This window comes from Devosia sp. 2618 (genome assembly GCF_040546815.1).
GTDB lineage: Bacteria > Pseudomonadota > Alphaproteobacteria > Rhizobiales > Devosiaceae > Devosia.
In genome coordinates, this window is sequence record NZ_JBEPOO010000001.1 from 2,779,102 (window position 1) to 2,795,473 (window position 16,372).

At 60.1% G+C, this 16,372-nt stretch carries 18 protein-coding genes, 2 tRNA genes and 1 pseudogene; 7 read left to right on the forward strand and 14 right to left on the reverse strand.

Annotated features, from left to right (window positions below; all coding sequences use genetic code 11):
* Window positions 1-101 precede the first annotated feature (101 nt).
* The 10 genes and pseudogenes from ABIE28_RS13910 to ABIE28_RS13955 form a co-directional block, all read right to left on the reverse strand.
* Complete coding sequence (locus ABIE28_RS13910; protein WP_354063899.1) at window positions 102-773, reverse strand: type VI secretion system-associated protein TagO; 672 nt, start codon at window positions 771-773, stop codon at window positions 102-104.
* A gap of 236 nt (window positions 774-1,009) precedes the next feature.
* Window positions 1,010-1,085 (reverse strand) — tRNA-Phe (locus ABIE28_RS13915).
* Between the two features lie 512 nt (window positions 1,086-1,597).
* A complete protein-coding gene (locus ABIE28_RS13920) occupies window positions 1,598-2,527 on the reverse strand; it encodes an ABC transporter substrate-binding protein (RefSeq protein WP_354063901.1) in 930 nt (309 codons plus the stop codon).
* 97 nt (window positions 2,528-2,624) lie between these two features.
* Window positions 2,625-2,822 carry a DNA gyrase inhibitor YacG gene (gene yacG / locus ABIE28_RS13925; RefSeq protein WP_354063902.1) on the reverse strand — a complete coding sequence of 66 codons (198 nt, stop codon included), beginning with the start codon at window positions 2,820-2,822 and terminating at the stop codon, window positions 2,625-2,627.
* Entirely contained in the window at window positions 2,822-3,460 is a 639-nt protein-coding gene (locus ABIE28_RS13930; RefSeq protein WP_354063904.1) for a Maf-like protein, read from the reverse strand. The genes yacG and ABIE28_RS13930 overlap by 1 nt, the downstream gene beginning before the upstream one ends.
* A gap of 9 nt (window positions 3,461-3,469) precedes the next feature.
* Window positions 3,470-3,688, reverse strand: a complete 219-nt coding sequence (gene infA / locus ABIE28_RS13935; RefSeq protein WP_035082742.1) for a translation initiation factor IF-1 — start codon at window positions 3,686-3,688, stop codon at window positions 3,470-3,472.
* Window positions 3,689-3,869: 181 nt separating this feature from the next.
* Window positions 3,870-4,292 (reverse strand): arsenate reductase/protein-tyrosine-phosphatase family protein, encoded by a 423-nt coding sequence (locus tag ABIE28_RS13940; protein WP_354066453.1) that lies wholly within the window; start codon window positions 4,290-4,292, stop codon window positions 3,870-3,872.
* A 57-nt stretch (window positions 4,293-4,349) separates the two neighbouring features.
* Window positions 4,350-4,823, reverse strand: a pseudogene (locus tag ABIE28_RS13945) (UPF0262 family protein); the annotation flags it as partial.
* Window positions 4,824-4,831: 8 nt separating this feature from the next.
* Window positions 4,832-6,124, reverse strand: a complete 1,293-nt coding sequence (gene hisD, locus ABIE28_RS13950) for a histidinol dehydrogenase (RefSeq protein ID WP_354063907.1) — start codon at window positions 6,122-6,124, stop codon at window positions 4,832-4,834.
* A 15-nt stretch (window positions 6,125-6,139) separates the two neighbouring features.
* A complete protein-coding gene (locus ABIE28_RS13955) occupies window positions 6,140-6,574 on the reverse strand; it encodes a DUF2948 family protein (protein ID WP_354063909.1) in 435 nt (144 codons plus the stop codon).
* Between the two features lie 177 nt (window positions 6,575-6,751).
* Here ABIE28_RS13955 and ABIE28_RS13960 point away from each other — a divergent pair, with 177 nt between their 5' ends.
* Window positions 6,752-8,254 carry an FAD-binding oxidoreductase gene (locus ABIE28_RS13960; protein ID WP_354063911.1) on the forward strand — a complete coding sequence of 501 codons (1,503 nt, stop codon included), beginning with the start codon at window positions 6,752-6,754 and terminating at the stop codon, window positions 8,252-8,254.
* Window positions 8,255-8,317: 63 nt separating this feature from the next.
* Here ABIE28_RS13960 and murA read toward each other — a convergent pair whose 3' ends face one another.
* Entirely contained in the window at window positions 8,318-9,610 is a 1,293-nt protein-coding gene (gene murA / locus ABIE28_RS13965) for a UDP-N-acetylglucosamine 1-carboxyvinyltransferase (protein ID WP_354063913.1), read from the reverse strand.
* Between the two features lie 269 nt (window positions 9,611-9,879).
* Window positions 9,880-10,044 (reverse strand): hypothetical protein, encoded by a 165-nt coding sequence (locus tag ABIE28_RS13970; protein ID WP_354063915.1) that lies wholly within the window; start codon window positions 10,042-10,044, stop codon window positions 9,880-9,882.
* A gap of 156 nt (window positions 10,045-10,200) precedes the next feature.
* Between ABIE28_RS13970 and ABIE28_RS13975 the strand changes: the two genes are divergently transcribed.
* The 6 genes from ABIE28_RS13975 (at window position 10,201) to ABIE28_RS14000 (ending at window position 14,828) form a co-directional block, all read left to right on the forward strand.
* A tRNA-Thr gene (locus ABIE28_RS13975) sits at window positions 10,201-10,275 on the forward strand.
* An 80-nt stretch (window positions 10,276-10,355) separates the two neighbouring features.
* Window positions 10,356-12,119: a DUF6538 domain-containing protein gene (locus ABIE28_RS13980; RefSeq protein ID WP_354063916.1), complete on the forward strand. Its 1,764-nt coding sequence runs from the start codon at window positions 10,356-10,358 to the stop codon at window positions 12,117-12,119.
* Window positions 12,120-12,256: 137 nt separating this feature from the next.
* Window positions 12,257-12,514 (forward strand): hypothetical protein, encoded by a 258-nt coding sequence (locus tag ABIE28_RS13985; RefSeq protein ID WP_354063918.1) that lies wholly within the window; start codon window positions 12,257-12,259, stop codon window positions 12,512-12,514.
* A gap of 5 nt (window positions 12,515-12,519) precedes the next feature.
* Window positions 12,520-12,717: a hypothetical protein gene (locus tag ABIE28_RS13990; protein ID WP_354063920.1), complete on the forward strand. Its 198-nt coding sequence runs from the start codon at window positions 12,520-12,522 to the stop codon at window positions 12,715-12,717.
* A gap of 163 nt (window positions 12,718-12,880) precedes the next feature.
* A complete protein-coding gene (locus ABIE28_RS13995; RefSeq protein ID WP_354063921.1) occupies window positions 12,881-13,768 on the forward strand; it encodes a ParB/RepB/Spo0J family partition protein in 888 nt (295 codons plus the stop codon).
* 475 nt (window positions 13,769-14,243) lie between these two features.
* Window positions 14,244-14,828 (forward strand): recombinase family protein, encoded by a 585-nt coding sequence (locus ABIE28_RS14000; protein WP_354063923.1) that lies wholly within the window; start codon window positions 14,244-14,246, stop codon window positions 14,826-14,828.
* A gap of 75 nt (window positions 14,829-14,903) precedes the next feature.
* Here the strand turns inward: ABIE28_RS14000 and ABIE28_RS14005 are convergent, their stop codons facing one another.
* Window positions 14,904-15,500, reverse strand: a complete 597-nt coding sequence (locus ABIE28_RS14005) for a Swt1 family HEPN domain-containing protein (protein WP_354063925.1) — start codon at window positions 15,498-15,500, stop codon at window positions 14,904-14,906.
* The gene (locus ABIE28_RS14010; RefSeq protein ID WP_354063927.1) at window positions 15,493-16,128 is read right to left on the reverse strand and encodes a DUF5343 domain-containing protein; all 636 of its coding nucleotides are present in this window, start codon (window positions 16,126-16,128) and stop codon (window positions 15,493-15,495) included. The genes ABIE28_RS14005 and ABIE28_RS14010 overlap by 8 nt, the downstream gene beginning before the upstream one ends.
* Window positions 16,129-16,372 lie beyond the last annotated feature (244 nt).

Consider the following 16,372-nt stretch of genomic DNA (forward strand, 5'->3'; position numbering starts at 1 on the left):
TCCTGCACCCGAGGCGTAGAAGTGGCGCTGCGCACCGTCGCTGAGGACGAAAACGCGCGCAACTCGACATAGTTGATGAAGCGCGGCGCTCGTGACGGTACCTAACTGTGCAAGTTCCAGTTGCAAGCAGCGGCCACCTGTGCCGCTACTGATCGAACGTCCGTCAGTGCGAATTCGGCGTCAAGTCGATCGCGCTCTTGCACCCTGACAACCAACTTTGAGGCAGAGGCCAAGTCGCGGACGAAGGGAATTGCCTTCGATCCATTCCACAGTCCCAGTGCCTTGTAATTTGTTGACCGGACCCAACTGGTGGTCTGCGCCGGGAGATCGTCAAGACGAATGGTGACCTCGACATTCTCGCTGGTCATGAACATCGTGGTGGACAGAACAACCGACGTGGTGTTCTCCACGCAGCGCAGAATGATGGCCAATCCACCATCGCCAATCCCCGTTCCGCTGGATGTCATCGGCATGAGCAACGCGGTAACCGAGGGCGAATCGTCGATTGCCGACTTGGTACTTTCGACCTCCCAAGCCGATGGTGATGTCGCCACGACAGATCCGCTATCGGTTTCACCCGTAGTTGAGTTGGATTGATCTAAACTTGCGACAGCGCCGGCAGGAAAAATTCTGTCAAAGCACGTTAGCCGCGCCAGCGAGTCCGTGATCGCCGAGCATGTCGCCGCTTTTGTGGACGGATCATCTTGCCCCAAAACCGCGCTGGTCATAGCAAGCAACGAAACGACTGCAAGTCCTCTGACAATTTTCTTCATATCGGCTCCCCCAGATCCCGCAAAACTTGCGCATGCTCTCAACAAAGGCAAGCGTCGACCTCAGGTTACGGTCGTTGGTATATGCCCATGTTGCATCTCATGTTGCATGGCCTCGCCGTGCGCCCAAGTTCGGGCAAGGATTCTCGGGGCTTTGCCGGTGCGACACGACGCGACATCAACCCAAGCCATCGTCCGGCCACAAGGGTAATTATTCCAACAATTTCAATGAGATATGATGGTGCCCGGGACCGGAATCGAACCAGTGACACGCGGATTTTCAATCCGCTGCTCTACCAACTGAGCTACCCGGGCAACAGGGCGGAAGGTCCGCCCGGCTGAAAGCCATGGGCCTTATAGGGGAAGGGTTTTTGGCGCGCAAGCGGGAAAAGGGCATGTGGAAAAGGAGATTGTGCAAGAAATGTGAATAGGCCGGTTTCGCTGGGGTTTGAGGGGGTGATTGGCTGTGAATTTGGGTGCGTTCGGGGGAGCTCAGCGTTCGCAATGGCCCAGAACTGCAGCTCGGCGACGGAATCTAACATCTGAGGATGGGTCCCGGCTCAAGGCCGGGATGACGCCGAATGCGGAAGCGGTCAGTGGACCGACACCTGTTGCGGCCGAGATGTGTGGCGAATCTGACCGCAACAGTTAGCCAATTATGGCCGGTCGGTCGTTGGTGGGTGCAACTGACTTCACGCACCCAGTCAAGGCCCCTGGGGCGGGTGGGTGCGGGATCGGTGAGCAAGTCACTCGTTTGAGGGGCCGTCGGCCGACGTTTCGCTGAGACATCGGCAGCAGAGGCCGAAGCCTCTGCTGCTTCGCCTTGCCTACAGCAGCGCCGCGGCGACGTCGTCGATGACGACGGCGAAGCTGATGGGGCCGACCGATTGGTTCCAGGGCTCCATGCTGACGGGGTAGACGTGGCCGGCCTGGACGGCCGGGAGGCGCTGCCAGAGTTCGGTGGCTTCGATGGAGGTCATGCGGTCCTTGTCCTCGACCATCAGGAAGATGTGGTCGGCGGTCAGCTGGGGCAGGTTTTCGAGCGAAATTTCCTGATGCTCCTTGTCAAGCGGGACCATGTCGTGCGGAGTTAGACCCAGATCATCGAACAGGACCGGGCCGGCGCGGCGCGAGCCGCCATAGACGCGGATGTCCTTTTCACGGACCCGGAGCAGCAGCACTGTTTCGCCGGGGCGCTTTGCTGCCAGCGCAGCCTTGGTGGTGGCGGCTTTGTCGTCATAGGCGATAATGGCGGCCTCTGCGGCGTCAGCGCGGCCCAAGGCCCTGCCCAGGCCGCGATACCAGTCGCGCCATTCTGTTTCGGGTTCATCAAGCAGCAGGGTGGGTGCAATGGCGGTCAGGCGCTCGTAGTCGTCGCCCAGTTGACGCTTCTGGGCTAGAATCAGATCTGGTTCGAGCTTGAGCACACGTTCGAAATCAGGCGCCGAATGCGAGCCGACCGAGGTGGTGTCGGCGAGAGACGCCAGCAACTGGGCCGGCATGCCCGATGGACGGTCAACAGAGCCGATCGGCGACAGGCCGAGCGCCGACAGGGCTTCGGCAAAGACATTGTGCAGGGTGACGATGCGCTGCGGATCGAGCGGGATTTCGGTCTGGCCAGCCGCGTGCTCAATGGTTCTGGTGGTTGGCGTTTCGGCAATGGTCTGCGCGATTTGCGCCATGGATGGGGTGACGGACACGACAGTGCCGAGTGCGACCACGGTGAGGAGGCGCAGCCAGGTGCGGGAAACGAACATCGAAACTCCAGACGCTGAATAAACATGAATTATACAATCATGTTTATTGCGCTGGCTATAGCAAGCTTGTCAATCGCTGGCCCCGATGGGGTTGCGCTCAGATGTTGTCGTCTTCGTTGTAATCGGGGACGCCATTGCCTAGGTCGGGCAAGGGTTCGTCGTCGCGCGCGGGGATGACGTAGCTGCCGGTCAGCCAGCGGTTGAGGTCGACATCGGCGCAGCGCTTGGAGCAGAAAGGGCGAAAGGCCTCAACGCTCGGCTTGCCGCAGATCGGGCATTTCTTTTCCGTGAGCATCAGACGCCTGACAGACTGGCCTGATTGAGCCAGTTGAAATGCACCGGATAGCCTTCGCCAGCCAGCAATTGCGCGGTTTCGAGCAGAGGCAGACCGACGACGCCGGTATAGGAGCCGGACAGCTTGACCACGAACGCCCCGGCGATTCCCTGGATGGCATAGCCGCCGGCCTTGTCGCGCCATTCGGCCGAGGCCAGATAGGCTTCCATCTCCTTGGTGGAGAGGCGCTTGAAGCGGATGCGCGTTTCGACCAGCCGCTGGCGCTTGACGCCGGACGGGGTGAGCACGGTCAACGCGGTATAGACGCGATGCGCCCGGCCCGACAGCAGGCGGAGGCACTCGCTGGCCTCTTCCATGGTCTCGGCCTTGGGCAGAATGCGCCGCCCGACGGCGACTACCGTATCGGCAGCCAAGACCAAAGCGCCCTGCCCGAACCCGGCAGACCGCGCCTTGTGCTGGGCGGTCAGCGCCTTGAGATCGGCGAGGCGAATGGCCAGCTTGCGTGGCAGTTCGGCCTTTTCGGGAGTTTCATCGACATGGGCCGGCACCAGATGCTCGGGCTCGATGCCGATCTGATTCAGCAAGGCAAGCCGACGCGGCGATGCGGAGGCCAGGATCAAATCCGGACGACTGGCCATCTGCGGACCTTACTTGAAGCGATAGGTGATGCGACCCTTGGTCAGGTCGTAGGGGGTCATTTCGCACAGGACCTTGTCGCCTGCGAGCACGCGGATGCGGTTCTTGCGCATGCGGCCAGCGGTGTGGGCAATGATCTCGTGTTCGTTTTCCAACTTGACGCGGAACGTCGCGTTGGGAAGCAATTCTGTGACAACGCCCGGAAACTCGAGCACTTCTTCCTTCGCCATACTATCTCCTGATAAGACCCATAGGGGCATAGCTCGCCGGCCACGGGTCGGAAAGTGGCCTCTACCTACTTCAATTCAATGGATTTGTGAACCACTTGCGCCGCATCCGCGCCCAAGAGGCGAAACGGCGCAATTCGTCACGAGTTGCAGCGCCTCCGAAGAGCAAAATCGGCGGCCACTTTTACTGCGGGCGTTCATGAACCAGTGGCTCCAAACGCTCCCGCACGCGCTTGCGCAGACTGTCGCGCAGCTCGCGATAGGCGCTCAACACCACTTCGCGGTTTCCCTCGACGAGTGAGGGATCGGCCACGTGCCAATTTTCCACCGCATCGGCTTCGAGACCCTTGCGGGCCACGGCTTCTGGGGCATCGTCTGACAGGGTGATGACGAGATCAAAGCGGTTGGCAACCAGCTCATCGAGGATATGGGGGGTGTGGATGCTCATATCAATCCCGACCTCCTCCATCACCTCGTGCACGAACTGATCGGCCTTGCCGCCATTCACGCCCACCGAGCGCGCAATGATGCGGCCGGGGAAGGCCTGACGGGCCAAGGCAGCAGCGATGGGCGAGCGCACCGAGTTCATCGAGCAGACAAACAGCACCGTCGGCAGCTCGCTTTTGCTTTCATCGATCCGGCTGGCATAGGGCTGTACGGCGCAGATCAGCGTGAACAGGCGCCGGGCGGTGTTGAGATCGAGGATGATCTTGTTGGCCAGCCGTGTGCGCAGCAGTTCGGCCGCCTCGTTGTGCATACCGCGCCGGGCCATGTCGACGGTTTCGATCTGGAACGGCTGGGCCGAACGGATCGCTTCGTAATAGGCGTCGCGGATGCGGAAATAGTCGCGGATGAGGCGCCGGAACGGGGTCAGCGACAGATAGTGCGCGGCGATCGGCTGGAAGGTTTCGGGGTGGCGCACGTCGAGCACGATGAAATTGCCGACGATGGACATATGCAGCGCGAACGGCCCGGTCGCCGTGACGCGCGCGGGCCGAAAGCTGTTGTTTTCGAGCAGGTCATAAATGGCAATGCGCCACTCATGCACCTCGTCAGGATTGATCGAGGTGATGGTGTTGGGGTCGAGCGTGACGGTAACCAGGCGATCGGCTTGAGGGACCTTGGCCGGATTTTCCATCGATATGCTCACCGGTTCAGCCGGATCGAAATGGAGCGCCCATGACCGTCGAGGGCTTCCACTTCCGCCAGTATGACCGCCGCTTCGCTCAGCGCTGCCAATGACGATGGATCGCAACCAAGAATCGAGGTGCGCTTCATGAAGTCGAGCACGCCAAGGCCCGAGGCAAAGCGGGCCGAGCGGGCGGTGGGCAACACGTGGTTGGAGCCGCCGACATAGTCGCCAATGGCTTCGGGCGTGTGGTGACCGAGGAAGATCGCGCCGGCATGGCGAATGGCGCCAAGGATGATCTGTGGATCGTCCAGCGCCAGTTCGACATGCTCGGAGGCGATGCGGTTGGCGAGGTCGGCCGCTTCATGCAGCGAAGTCACGGTGATGACGGCGCCAAACTCGTTCCAGCCCTCGCGGGCGATCTGCTGCTTGGGCAACATGGACAGCTGACGGTCGACTTCGGCCTCGACCGCGTCGGCCAGACCCTTTTCGGTGGTGACGAGAATCGACTGGGCCCCTGCCCCGTGCTCGGCCTGCGCGATGAGATCGGCGGCGACCCAGGCCGGGTTGGCCGAACCATCGGCGATAACAAGCACTTCGGATGGGCCGGCGATCATGTCGATGCCCACCTGCCCGAAGACATGGCGCTTGGCCGTGGCGACATAGGCGTTACCGGGGCCAACGATCTTGTCGACCTTGGCGATGGTTTGCGTGCCATAGGCGAGCGCGGCAACAGCCTGCGCGCCACCGACACGGTAAATCTCGGTCACGCCGGCAATCTTGGCGGCGAGCAGAATGGCCGCGGCGATCTGGTTGTCGGGCGTCGGCACGACCATGGCGATGCGGCTGGCACCGGCAACCTTGGCAGGCACAGCATTCATCAGCACCGAGGATGGATAGGAGGCAAGGCCACCCGGCACGTAAATGCCGACGGCGTCCACTGGCGTCCAGCGCGTGCCCAGCGTCACGCCAAGATGGTCCTGATAGATGTGATCTTCGGGCTTCTGCTTTTGGTGATGCGCCAAAATGCGGTCATGCGCGGTCTGTAGCGCCGCGCGCACTTCGTCGGTCACGCGGGCAGCGGCGGCGTCGATCTCGGCTTCGCTTATGCGCAGGTTTTCGACGCTGTAATGGGTGCGGTCGAACTTGTTGGTATATTCGAGCAGCGCCTCATCACCGCGCGACTGGATGTCGGCGATGATGCGCGTGACGGTGTCGTTCACGTCCTGGCTGGACTCGCGCTTGCTTCCCAGCAGCTCCATAAAGCGCTGTTCGAAATCGGTGTCCTGGCTGTCGAGACGGATAGGCATGGATATAGGCAGTCCTTAGTCGAGCGAGTGGGCTGGTTTGGCGGCAGCCGCCCAGGCGGCGCCAAGATCGGCAAGGCGGGCTTCGAGGCATTCAACGCCGAGGCGGACAGTGCCACCCCCGGCAAAGCTGATTTCGATGATGCCGGCGGGGCCGTCAATCGGCATGAAGGTGATCGCGAGGAGGTTCAGCACGCCTTCGGGCGCGGCTGGATCGAACCCATTGGTCACCACCGACTGCACCGCATCGAAATGCAGCGCGGCGCGCTTGCGCAAGCCTTTGTCGCGACGGCTGGCGCCTGATTCCCAGTCGAACCGGTTCATCAGCAGCGCAAAGCGGTGATCGCCGCGCGCATAGCCCATATCGGCAACACGCACGACGGCGTCCTGAACATGGGCGGAGATGACTTCGAGGTCTTCGGTATCAAGCGCGAGTAGTTTCAGGTCGGTCATGTCTGGTCGGCCCATGGCTGCGTAGAACGAGATTATCTGGTCACGCAGCTACCGATCTACAAGTTTGACGCCGCGCGGGCAATGCCATGCGCGGCAGACACATGCAGATCGCAGCGATTGACTGCATCCCTCATTAACGCCCGCCGTGGCAAGAAAAGGCGTTACCTGGGGGCCGTCATGACAATGCATAAATCTCTTTCACGCCGCAGTTTTCTGGCGGGCAGCGCGGCTGCTGCGAGCCTGGTGATGGTGCCGCCAAGCCTTGCGGAAACCGCCATTGTTGCGCCCGCCCCTGCTTTGCCGATGCCGCCTGATCGCTGGGAAACGCTCAAGCGGCTGACGGCCGACCATCTGGTCCGTCCGGGCGACGCCAGCTACGCCAAGGCTGCGCTGCCCAACAATTTGCGCTTCAGCGACATCCGCCCGCAGGGCGTCGCCTATTGCACCAGCCCGCAAATGGTTGCCGATGTCATCAGCTGGTGCCGCGACTACGACATGCCCTTCGCGATCCGCGGCGGCGGGCATTCCTATGCCGGTCGTTCGAGCCATCATGGGCTGGTGATCGACATGCGCGAAATGCGGAAGATTGCATATGACACCAATACCCAGACCGTCACCGTCGCGGCAGGCGCGCTCAACGGGCAGGTCTATTCGGCGCTGAACCGCGCTGGCCGGATGATCACGCATGGCCGCTGCCCCAGCGTGGGCGCGGCAGGCTTTCTGCTCGGTGGCGGCATCGGGTTCAACATGCGTCGCCTCGGTATGGGCTGCGACAACGTCATCGCTTCGGAAATCGTCACTGCGGACGGCCGCGTGCTGACCCTGTCCGAGAATGAGAACAGCGATCTGTTCTGGGCCATTCGCGGCGGCGCGGGCGGCAATTTCGGCGTCAGCACCAGCTTTACGATCAAGACGGCACCGGCCGATGAGCGCATCACCGTATTCCGCATGGTTTGGCGCGAAAATACCAGGGACGTGGCACGCGTGCTGTTTGCCACCGCCGACGCAGCGCCAACCACCCTTGGTTCGCGCATTGCATTGGGCGGGGTGACGCGGGAACAGGCCGAGCGCGGCCGGCAGGTGCCGGTGACGCTGCTGGGCCTGTTTGCCGGCTCGCAGGAGGACTTCATGGCGCTGATGGCGCCGGTGCTGGCTGTCGGCACGCCAGAATTCAGCGATGTGCAGGAGCTGCCCTATTGGGAGGGCCAGAATTTCCTCTCCGAGCCCGGCGCACCAGCATGGTTTCGCGAGCGCTCGACCTTTTTGCCCGAAGCGCCCGATGGCGATTTCATCGACGCTGCGTTCGAACGGCTCTACCAGTGGCCCGGTACCGGCGCGCATGGAGATCTGTTCTTCTTCCAGACCGGCGGCCAGATCAATGCGCTGGCCAGTGACGCCACCGCTTTTGCCCATCGCAACAGCCGCTGGCTATCCGTGGTCGGCTTTAGCTGGAGCGAGGACGACGCAGCGCGCCCGGACGTCGTGCGCCGCGCCAGCGACTGGCAGGACGGCTTCTACCAGCAGGTCAGCACCCATGGCGCGGGCGCTTTCCAGAACTTCCCCGACAATGCGCTGGTCGATTGGCGACAGCGTTACTACGGCGCCAATCTGGCGCGCCTGGAAGCCGTGAAGGCGGCGGTCGATCCGACCAATATCTTCCAGCATGGCCAGTCGATCTGACAGGCATAAAAAAATCCCGCGACGCCTGCGCCGCGGGATTTTTGTTTAACGCCCGATACCAGACTAGCCGGCGAGGCGTTCGATTTCCGCGCCGCAGCGGCTCAGCTTGTTTTCGAGGCCTTCAAAGCCACGATCGAGGTGATAGATGCGGTTGACGATGGTTTCGCCTTGCGCTGCAAGGCCGGCAATGACCAGCGACACCGAAGCGCGCAGATCGGTTGCCATCACCTGTGCGCCGCGCAGCTTGGACTTGCCGTGCACCGTGGCGACCTGACCATCGACCGCGATATCGGCACCAAAGCGCGCCAGTTCGGCGACGTGCATGTAGCGGTTCTCGAAGATCGTCTCGCGAATCGTGCTGGTGCCCGCGCTCATGGTCATCAACGCCATGAACTGCGCCTGCAGATCGGTGGGGAAGCCGGGGAATGGATCGGTTTCGACGTCGACCGGCTGAATGCCATTGCCGTTGCGATAAACGCGCAGGCCTTCCGGTTCGACCGTCAGGTCAACGCCGGTGCGGCCAAGAATGTCGAGCGCCGACTGCAGGTGTTCAGGGCGGGCGCCCTTGAGCAACACATTGCCGCCCGTCATGGCCACGGCCATGGCGAAGGTGCCGGTTTCGATACGGTCGGGAATCACGTCCACGGTGGCGCCGTGCAGCTTTTCCACGCCTTCGATGGTCAGCGTGCGCGTGCCGATGCCACTGATCTTGGCGCCCATGGCGACGAGGCATTCGGCAACATTGGTGATTTCAGGTTCCTGGGCAGCGTTCTCGATCACCGTGGTGCCACGGGCGAGCGTTGCCGCCATCAGGATGGTGTGCGTTGCGCCCACCGAAACCTTGGGGAAGTGGATGGTGGTGCCGACAAGGCCACCCTTGGGCGCCTTGGCGACCACATAGCCTTCATCGATATCGATCTCGGCGCCGAGCGCCTTGAGGCCATAAAGGAACAGATCGACAGGGCGCGTGCCAATGGCGCAGCCACCAGGCAGTGAAACGCGGGCTTCATGGCAACGGGCCAGCAGCGGGCCAATCACCCAGAAGCTGGCGCGCATCTTGGACACCAGATCATAGGGGGCAGTCGTGTCGACGATATCGGCGGCATGGAACGTCATGCGCTGGCCGACAACGTCGTCCTCGCCACGGCGACGGCCATGCACGGCGATATCGACGCCGTGATTCTCAAGGATGCGCTCGAGCTGCTTGACGTCGGCTAGGCGTGGCACATTTTGCAGCACCAAAGGCTCGTCGGTCAGCAGCGAAGCGATCATCAGCGGCAAAGCGGCATTTTTGGCGCCCGAAATCGGGATTTCGCCGTTGAGTTCATTGCCACCGATCAAACGGATACGGTCCATAGTCTTGTCCTATATGGCGGGCGCAAAACGCCCATCTACCTGTGAATGGAGGTAGGCCAAGTCCTAGTTGCCACGTAAGCCAGACTCGCCGCACTCAGCGTCTGACGCTTGGAACTCTCGGTTGGCTGGGCTGCAAACTGCGTTTTCCGATTCCGTCGCTGGCGTATCGCAATACGCTTCGCTCCGGCTTTCGGAAGCCACACTTCTCGCCGCATCCAGACGAGAATCTCGTCGCATCAGCAGTTAGTCGATAGTCACCCGAAACTGGTTTACGGTTTATTGACCGTATCAGCTTCTGGGGCCGATTGAGGATCGGGCGCCTGCCGCTCGGAATCGGCCCGAGCCTTGGCCTGTCCCTTGCGGCGTTTGAGGTTCTCACGCAGCTTTGCGGCCAATCTTTGCTCACGCTGGGTGGCTTGTTCGGATTTGCTCATTTGCCCCAAAGGGGAATCGTGTTGGCCATCAGGTGGTGATAGGCGTTTTTTAGCCTTGCGTCGAGGTTTGGGCTATGGCAGTAGAGCCCCCGTCGCGGCGGGCAAGTGCCCCACGACAAATCAGCGGCCTTGCTCACCAGCCAGACCGCCCCAGATGCTGCCGTAGCTCAGTGGTAGAGCACTCCCTTGGTAAGGGAGAGGCCGACAGTTCAATCCTGTCCGGCAGCACCAGTCTACCCCGTTGAATTCCCAGAAGTATCTGGTTTTGTTAGGTGATTTGAAACTGCCGGTGATACACACAGGTAGTCCACATGGTCCTTTCAATGCCCCGTCCCTATAAGCACCCGAAGACCGGCGTGTACTGGTATCGCCAACGCACCCCAGCGTTGATTAGGGCGGTAGCGGCGGGCAAGTCCGTGATTGTCACAATCGATTGCCGCATATCACAGCCCAAGATCGGTGCCACTGTGCAGGTGTCGCTGGGGACGAAGGACGTAGCGGAGGCCAAGCGGCTCGCTGGCGAAGCGCAGTCGCAGTTCGACCAAGTCTGGCTGAGCTTCAACAATGCCCCGGTCAAGCTGAGCCTCAGGCAGATTGTCGCCTTGGCCGGGGAAGTCTACCGCGCCTGGAAGCTGATGCTAGAGGATGAGCCCGGCAGCGCTGTTGATTGGGCAGCAAGGCGTGAACGGCGCGAGAGATGGGACGGCAAGCCGCAACCATTACCGACGCAACGAGCGCTCATGATTGATCCCCCGCCCAGCCTGCGAGAAAAATGGGGCTCATGGGTAGATGGGGCGCTGCTTGAACATCACCTCACCGTCGATACCGAGACCTACCAGCGCCTCCTGGTGGAGTTCGACAGGGCGCTCAGGGACGTGTTCGATCTGTTGGAGAGGCGAGCCAATGGGGACTACAGCCCCGACCTAGTCGGTCAACGCTTTCCCACCGTAGAACTGCCAGCGCAGGCCGAGAAACGTACCGAGGTTGGGGGCGGAAACCAGGATGCGTTGACCTTATCCGCATTGCTCGATCACAAGCAGGCCACGCAGTCAAAGAAGGCGCGGACCTTCGATACCTACCGGGCCAAGATTGCCGACCTAGTGAAGCTCATCGGGCACGAGGACGCCGCAACCATCACCCGTGATGATGTGCGGAGGTGGCGAGACGCGCTCATTGGGCGGGGCCTGGCAACCAAGACTATCAATGATCAGTATCTTGCGGCGCTCAAGTCCACCCTCCGCCATGGGGTCAAGGAATTCAGCTTGGCGTCCAATGTTGCCGACCTAATCCGCGATGAGCGTGATGCCCCTACCACCGATGGCGGGAAGGGCTACAGCGCGGAGCAGGCCAAGGCCATATTGGCCGCCACGTTCCGTGGCAGTCAGAAGTCACTATCAGCACCTCACCAGCGGGCGGTGTTTTGGGTGCCATGGATAAGCGCCTACACCGGCCTGCGTGTCAGTGAGATTACGCAGTTTCAGGGACGCCATCTGCGCCGCGAGGACGACGTTACGTTCATGCTCATCACCCCGGAAGACGGCAGCACCAAAGGCGGCAACGCCTGGACCATGGCCATTCATCCACACCTGATCGAGATGGGCCTGATAGACATGTTCCAGGCCATCGGTGATGGGCCTGCCTTCTACACCCCCTATCCGGCCGGGACGGACCTGAAAGCGCTGGAAGATCACAGGGCCGGAGAAAGCGCTGGCAAAGTTGCAAACTGGATCACCGAAGAACTGGGCATCGCCGCACCGGGAGGCAGGCCAAATCATGCTTGGCGGCATTCGTTCACAAGCCTGTGCCGGAAGCACAGAGTAGATAAAGAGCCGCGCGACTTCATGCTTGGCAGCCGGTCGCAGACGGACGCCCGCGAGGGCTATGGGGATTGGCCGCCAGATGTCATTGACGCAGAAATCAGGAAGCTGCCCCGATTTGAAGTGGCAATGACGGACTGGCGACCAACACTGGAAACGGTTCGTCCCGAGCCGATCAGGAACACCGCGAAGTCACCTAAAGCACAGCGCCCAAGCCTTCGATTGAGAAAGCCAAGGGCCATCAAGGAGCGCCTGTAGCAGCCCCATGGCGGGCTCATGGGCGGCTTGATGCAGACTGGCTGGCATTGCCCGGCCGGCTGCTTGTTGACGCCTGTGGGCCTCTTCGGGGGCTGCTTTGGCCCGGTCTTTCGACCACCAATCTCAGGAAATTTCTCATGCGTAGTATCGCTAATTTCGTTCACAACGCCGGTCTCGATCTACGGGAGACGCTGGCTCAACACTTCGACCTTTTCCATGATGGCCACAAGCCAGTCGCCATCTACCTGCGCATCCCCTTCACCCCCATCAGCGCCTTCATTGAGCTTGTCACCGCCCCGGTAGGGTTTGGCCATAAGCGCGGTGCCGGGCAGTGGGAGTTCTTCGCTGGGCGGCTCCAGGGCGTCTTCTGCATTGAACCAGCAGCGGGGCAGTGAGCGCCATGAGTATCATTGCAGGTATCGCCACGCTCATCGGCTTGACCGTGTTGCTGGCGCTTCTTCATGGCATCCTCCGGGGCTCCAGTCAGTTCATGAACATGCTGCTGGCCTATAGCTATCTCAGCCTGCCGATCAAATGCCTCGGCTGGTTTGGGGCGGCATGGGCTGGGATGTCAGTGTTTAGCGCCATGGGCGGCTAACGGCCTCAGTCGGGGCGTCTTCAAAAGTGGATTTCCACTCACCTTAGGAGGCCACTCACTACGGGGCTATAATGGCCCCCAGCATAGCGGCCTCCGAATGCCACCCACCTTAGGAGGAATGCCCGAAATCCGGGCTCTTCATGACCATAAACCCGAGAACAGCATGCACGAATTACAAATCCGAACTGAGCGGGACGTGACCCCCGATTTGGCCGCGCAGATCGAGGTACTGGACGGCGAGGCGCTCGCTGGCCTTCGCGAAATAGAGAAACTGGCCATGCAGCCGGACGGTGATGTGCCGTTGCCGAGGCGTCTGCCCTTCAAGCAGATCGGGTGTTTGCCGGTCTTCAACAACAGGGCGATGGCAGACGAGCAGGCGATTGCCGCTCTGGCCAAGGTTCTGGCCAATGGTGAAAAGCTACCACCGCTCACGGTATTGATGGCAGGAGGCCGGGCCTTCCTCGTGGACGGGCACCAGCGGCTGGAGGCGCACCGCCAGCACGCCAGCAAGAACGGGCGGGGTCAGTCCTTCACCGTGCCTGTCGTCTACTTCACGGGGACGCCAGCAGATGCCGTGTTTGCCAGCATCGAACGGAACAGCCAGCACGGCGTCAAGCTGACCTCCAGCGAGCGCACGGACGCGGCCTGGAAGCTGGTGCTGATTGGCGAGAAGAACCGCCCCGAGATCATCCGGGCGACCGCTGTGACCCGGTCCTGGGTGACCAAGATGCGTTCCGTAAAGCGGGCTTTGGGCGAGGAGGCGGCTGACTATCCACGCTGGCTGCATGCCCTGCATGAGGCCGAAGGCAAAGACATGGAGCCGCTGACTGACGAAGAATTTACGGAGAAGAAGCGCATGCGTGCCGAGACGATAGCAAACCAGATCACACGACATATTGGCGGCCAGCACTCCGATGATCCGGAACTGATGGCGATGGTCATGGACATCTACATGGGCCGCAGAACGGTCGATCTTATCCAGCACCTCAGTGCCGGGCGGCAGGACGAGCTGGCCGATGCCCGCGAACTGGAGGTCAATTCCCCGTTCTGATGGAACCAGAATATCGCGGGCTGTCTATGCCAAGAATTTGGGAGCCAGCAAGATCGAGAAGGGAGCGGCGCAATACCCCCTCCGCCCCTCTCGACGCTGGGGTGCGGGCGTGGCCATGACATTTCTTCGGCATGTTCTTGGTGGCAGCTCGCCGGGCCGACAACGTCATGTTGAGCCCGAGCTGGGCCTACCTTTCACGCTGCGGCGGCGCGGCGGTCAGCGGCAACAACGTGTCAGTTCAGGCTGGCACGCAGACTACCATCAATGCTGGCTGAGCGTAGCGCCAGTTCCACCCGCACCCAGCGCGCTCGCATCTAACCATCCGTCCGTCTTTGACCGCCGCGTGTGGCCATACCGTAATCCCCTATGAATATGGCTGATTGCGCCCCTGCATTTCCGGGCCTCTCCGATGCGGCTTGACGGCATACGGTAAACATCTGTATTCGGTATATTCATTGAAGCTTGGGATTTCATCATGACTAGACGAGTTGCCATCTACCTGCGTGTCTCCACCAAGGACCAGACGACGCTCAACCAGCGGCTGGAGCTGGAGCAAGTGGCCGCGCGGGCGGGCTGGGATGTGGTCACCGTCTTTGAGGATGCTGGCGTGTCAGGGTCGAAGGGGCGGGACAAGCGCCCGGCCTATGATGCCCTGCTCAAGGCCGTTGCACGGCGCGAGGTGGACATGGTGGCGGCATGGTCGGTTGATCGGCTAGGTCGGTCGCTTCAGGACCTCGTTGGCTTCCTCGAGGACCTCAGGGGCCATGGTGCGGACCTCTATCTGCACCAGCAGGCACTCGACACCAGTTCATCATCCGGCCGGGCTTTGTTTGGGATGATGGCCGTCTTTGCCGAGTTCGAGAAGGCCATGATCGTAGAGCGGGTCAACTCTGGCTTGGCGCGAGCGAAGGCCGAGGGTAAGCGGCTGGGTAGGCCAACAGTAGGAGCGGCAATAGAGGATAAGGTCCGAGCCATGCGAGTGAAGGGGATAGGTCAAATCAAAATTGCAAAAGCGCTCGGCATCGGGGTATCAACCGTCCAACGCGTAATCGCGCAATAATAAGAGTAAGATGTGAATATAGCCGCCTTGCACAAAGGCGAACACATCAGTCAATGAACACTCTTTAGAGCAGCCTCAAAGGCCAATAACTTTATTCCAGTCGGATACATACATATAAATTCTCTGAAACTCTGATGGCAGCAGCATTCTGTTATGGGCAACGAAATTTCGTGCCTTTTCGAGTTCGTTCATTCTTTGCTTTATCCAGTCCTGACCTGGACCAAGGTCCTTGAAGTGCTCCCAACTCTGGAGAATTATCAAAGCAAGATCGCCGAAGTCGGCAAATTCAAGTTGGTCGCCTTTCGAGCCTTCCAGCCAGGAGTCAGCTTCGGCCACCTTCTTTCTTGCATCCGCATTGGTTCGAACTTTGTTTGGGACGGATGCGGTGGATTCCCACCAGTCAGCTCCCACTTTCTCCGTCAATGTGTCCCGGATTAATGACCGGACCTCATTTTCGAAGGCATGAAGGACAGCATAAAGTCTTGCCATCTCCATTGCCTGGTTTCGGCGTTGAACGCCAAATGGAGAAAGCGCCTCAACCAGTAAACTCTCCTCAGTCTGGCCAAGATCAATTCCGACCTTTATTCCCGCCTGCCGAAATACTTCGGACTCCGACTCAAAGAGCAATCCTCTAAAAACGAAATCTCGCAGTTCTTTCCCTGAATTACTCAACTAAATGAGTCCGTAGCGATTTGAATATGGCATTGTAGACCTCAACATCTTTCGTCGCTGGCAGGTGAATTTGAATGTTGTAGTGCAAGCCTACGCCCGCCGAATTGTGTCTCAAAGCCTCGTCGGCCGGCTTGATCACCGCTTGTACTGGCAGCGGATTAGGGGCAGACGCCTCTTTAACTTCTATATGAGCGCCGGAAGATGCCAACGCCGCTGGATCACAAAGGGCGAGCAACGCCAAAAATGTCCCTGCACTTCGGTCAGCAGAGTTCTCGGATACGTTATACGTAGTCTTGATCTTCCCCGCTATCATCTTTCGATCAGAAGCATCTGGCTTGGCTTTTAGGACGAATATATCGCTGTAAGCATCTTTTACGGCCTCAGCCAGAACCTTTTTCCACTTGGTCCCGTCCAGAAATTCTTTGTATCGCAGTGTGGGAATCCCGTCCTCCGTCAAAAAACCTAGCCCCTTAAGCAGCGGGATAAAGGCATGATGGTTTGAAGAGCTAAACCCGAGGTCTTTCAGAAATTCTCGATTAAACTTCTCAGGAGCTTGGCCCTGCCGCAATTTCTCAAACAAGTTCCCGAGTTGCCCCGATACCTGCAAAGGCTGATTAAGCAGCGCCATACGTCCCCCGTAATTTACCATCTCGTCGATACCGCACACTATGAGGTTTCTTCGAAGAGTCCAGAAGTCGGAAGGTCAGTCCGGCAGAACTTTGCACTATGGCTTGCCTGATAATGTCAGGTGACACCTGTCGAGGGAAAGAACATAGGCAAGCAACGAACGAGTTTGCAGCCGCTACGGATAAAGTCCCCCTACTGTGTCTTTGTGGAGGGGCGTCTATTGATTTTGAGTTTGATCGATGGCG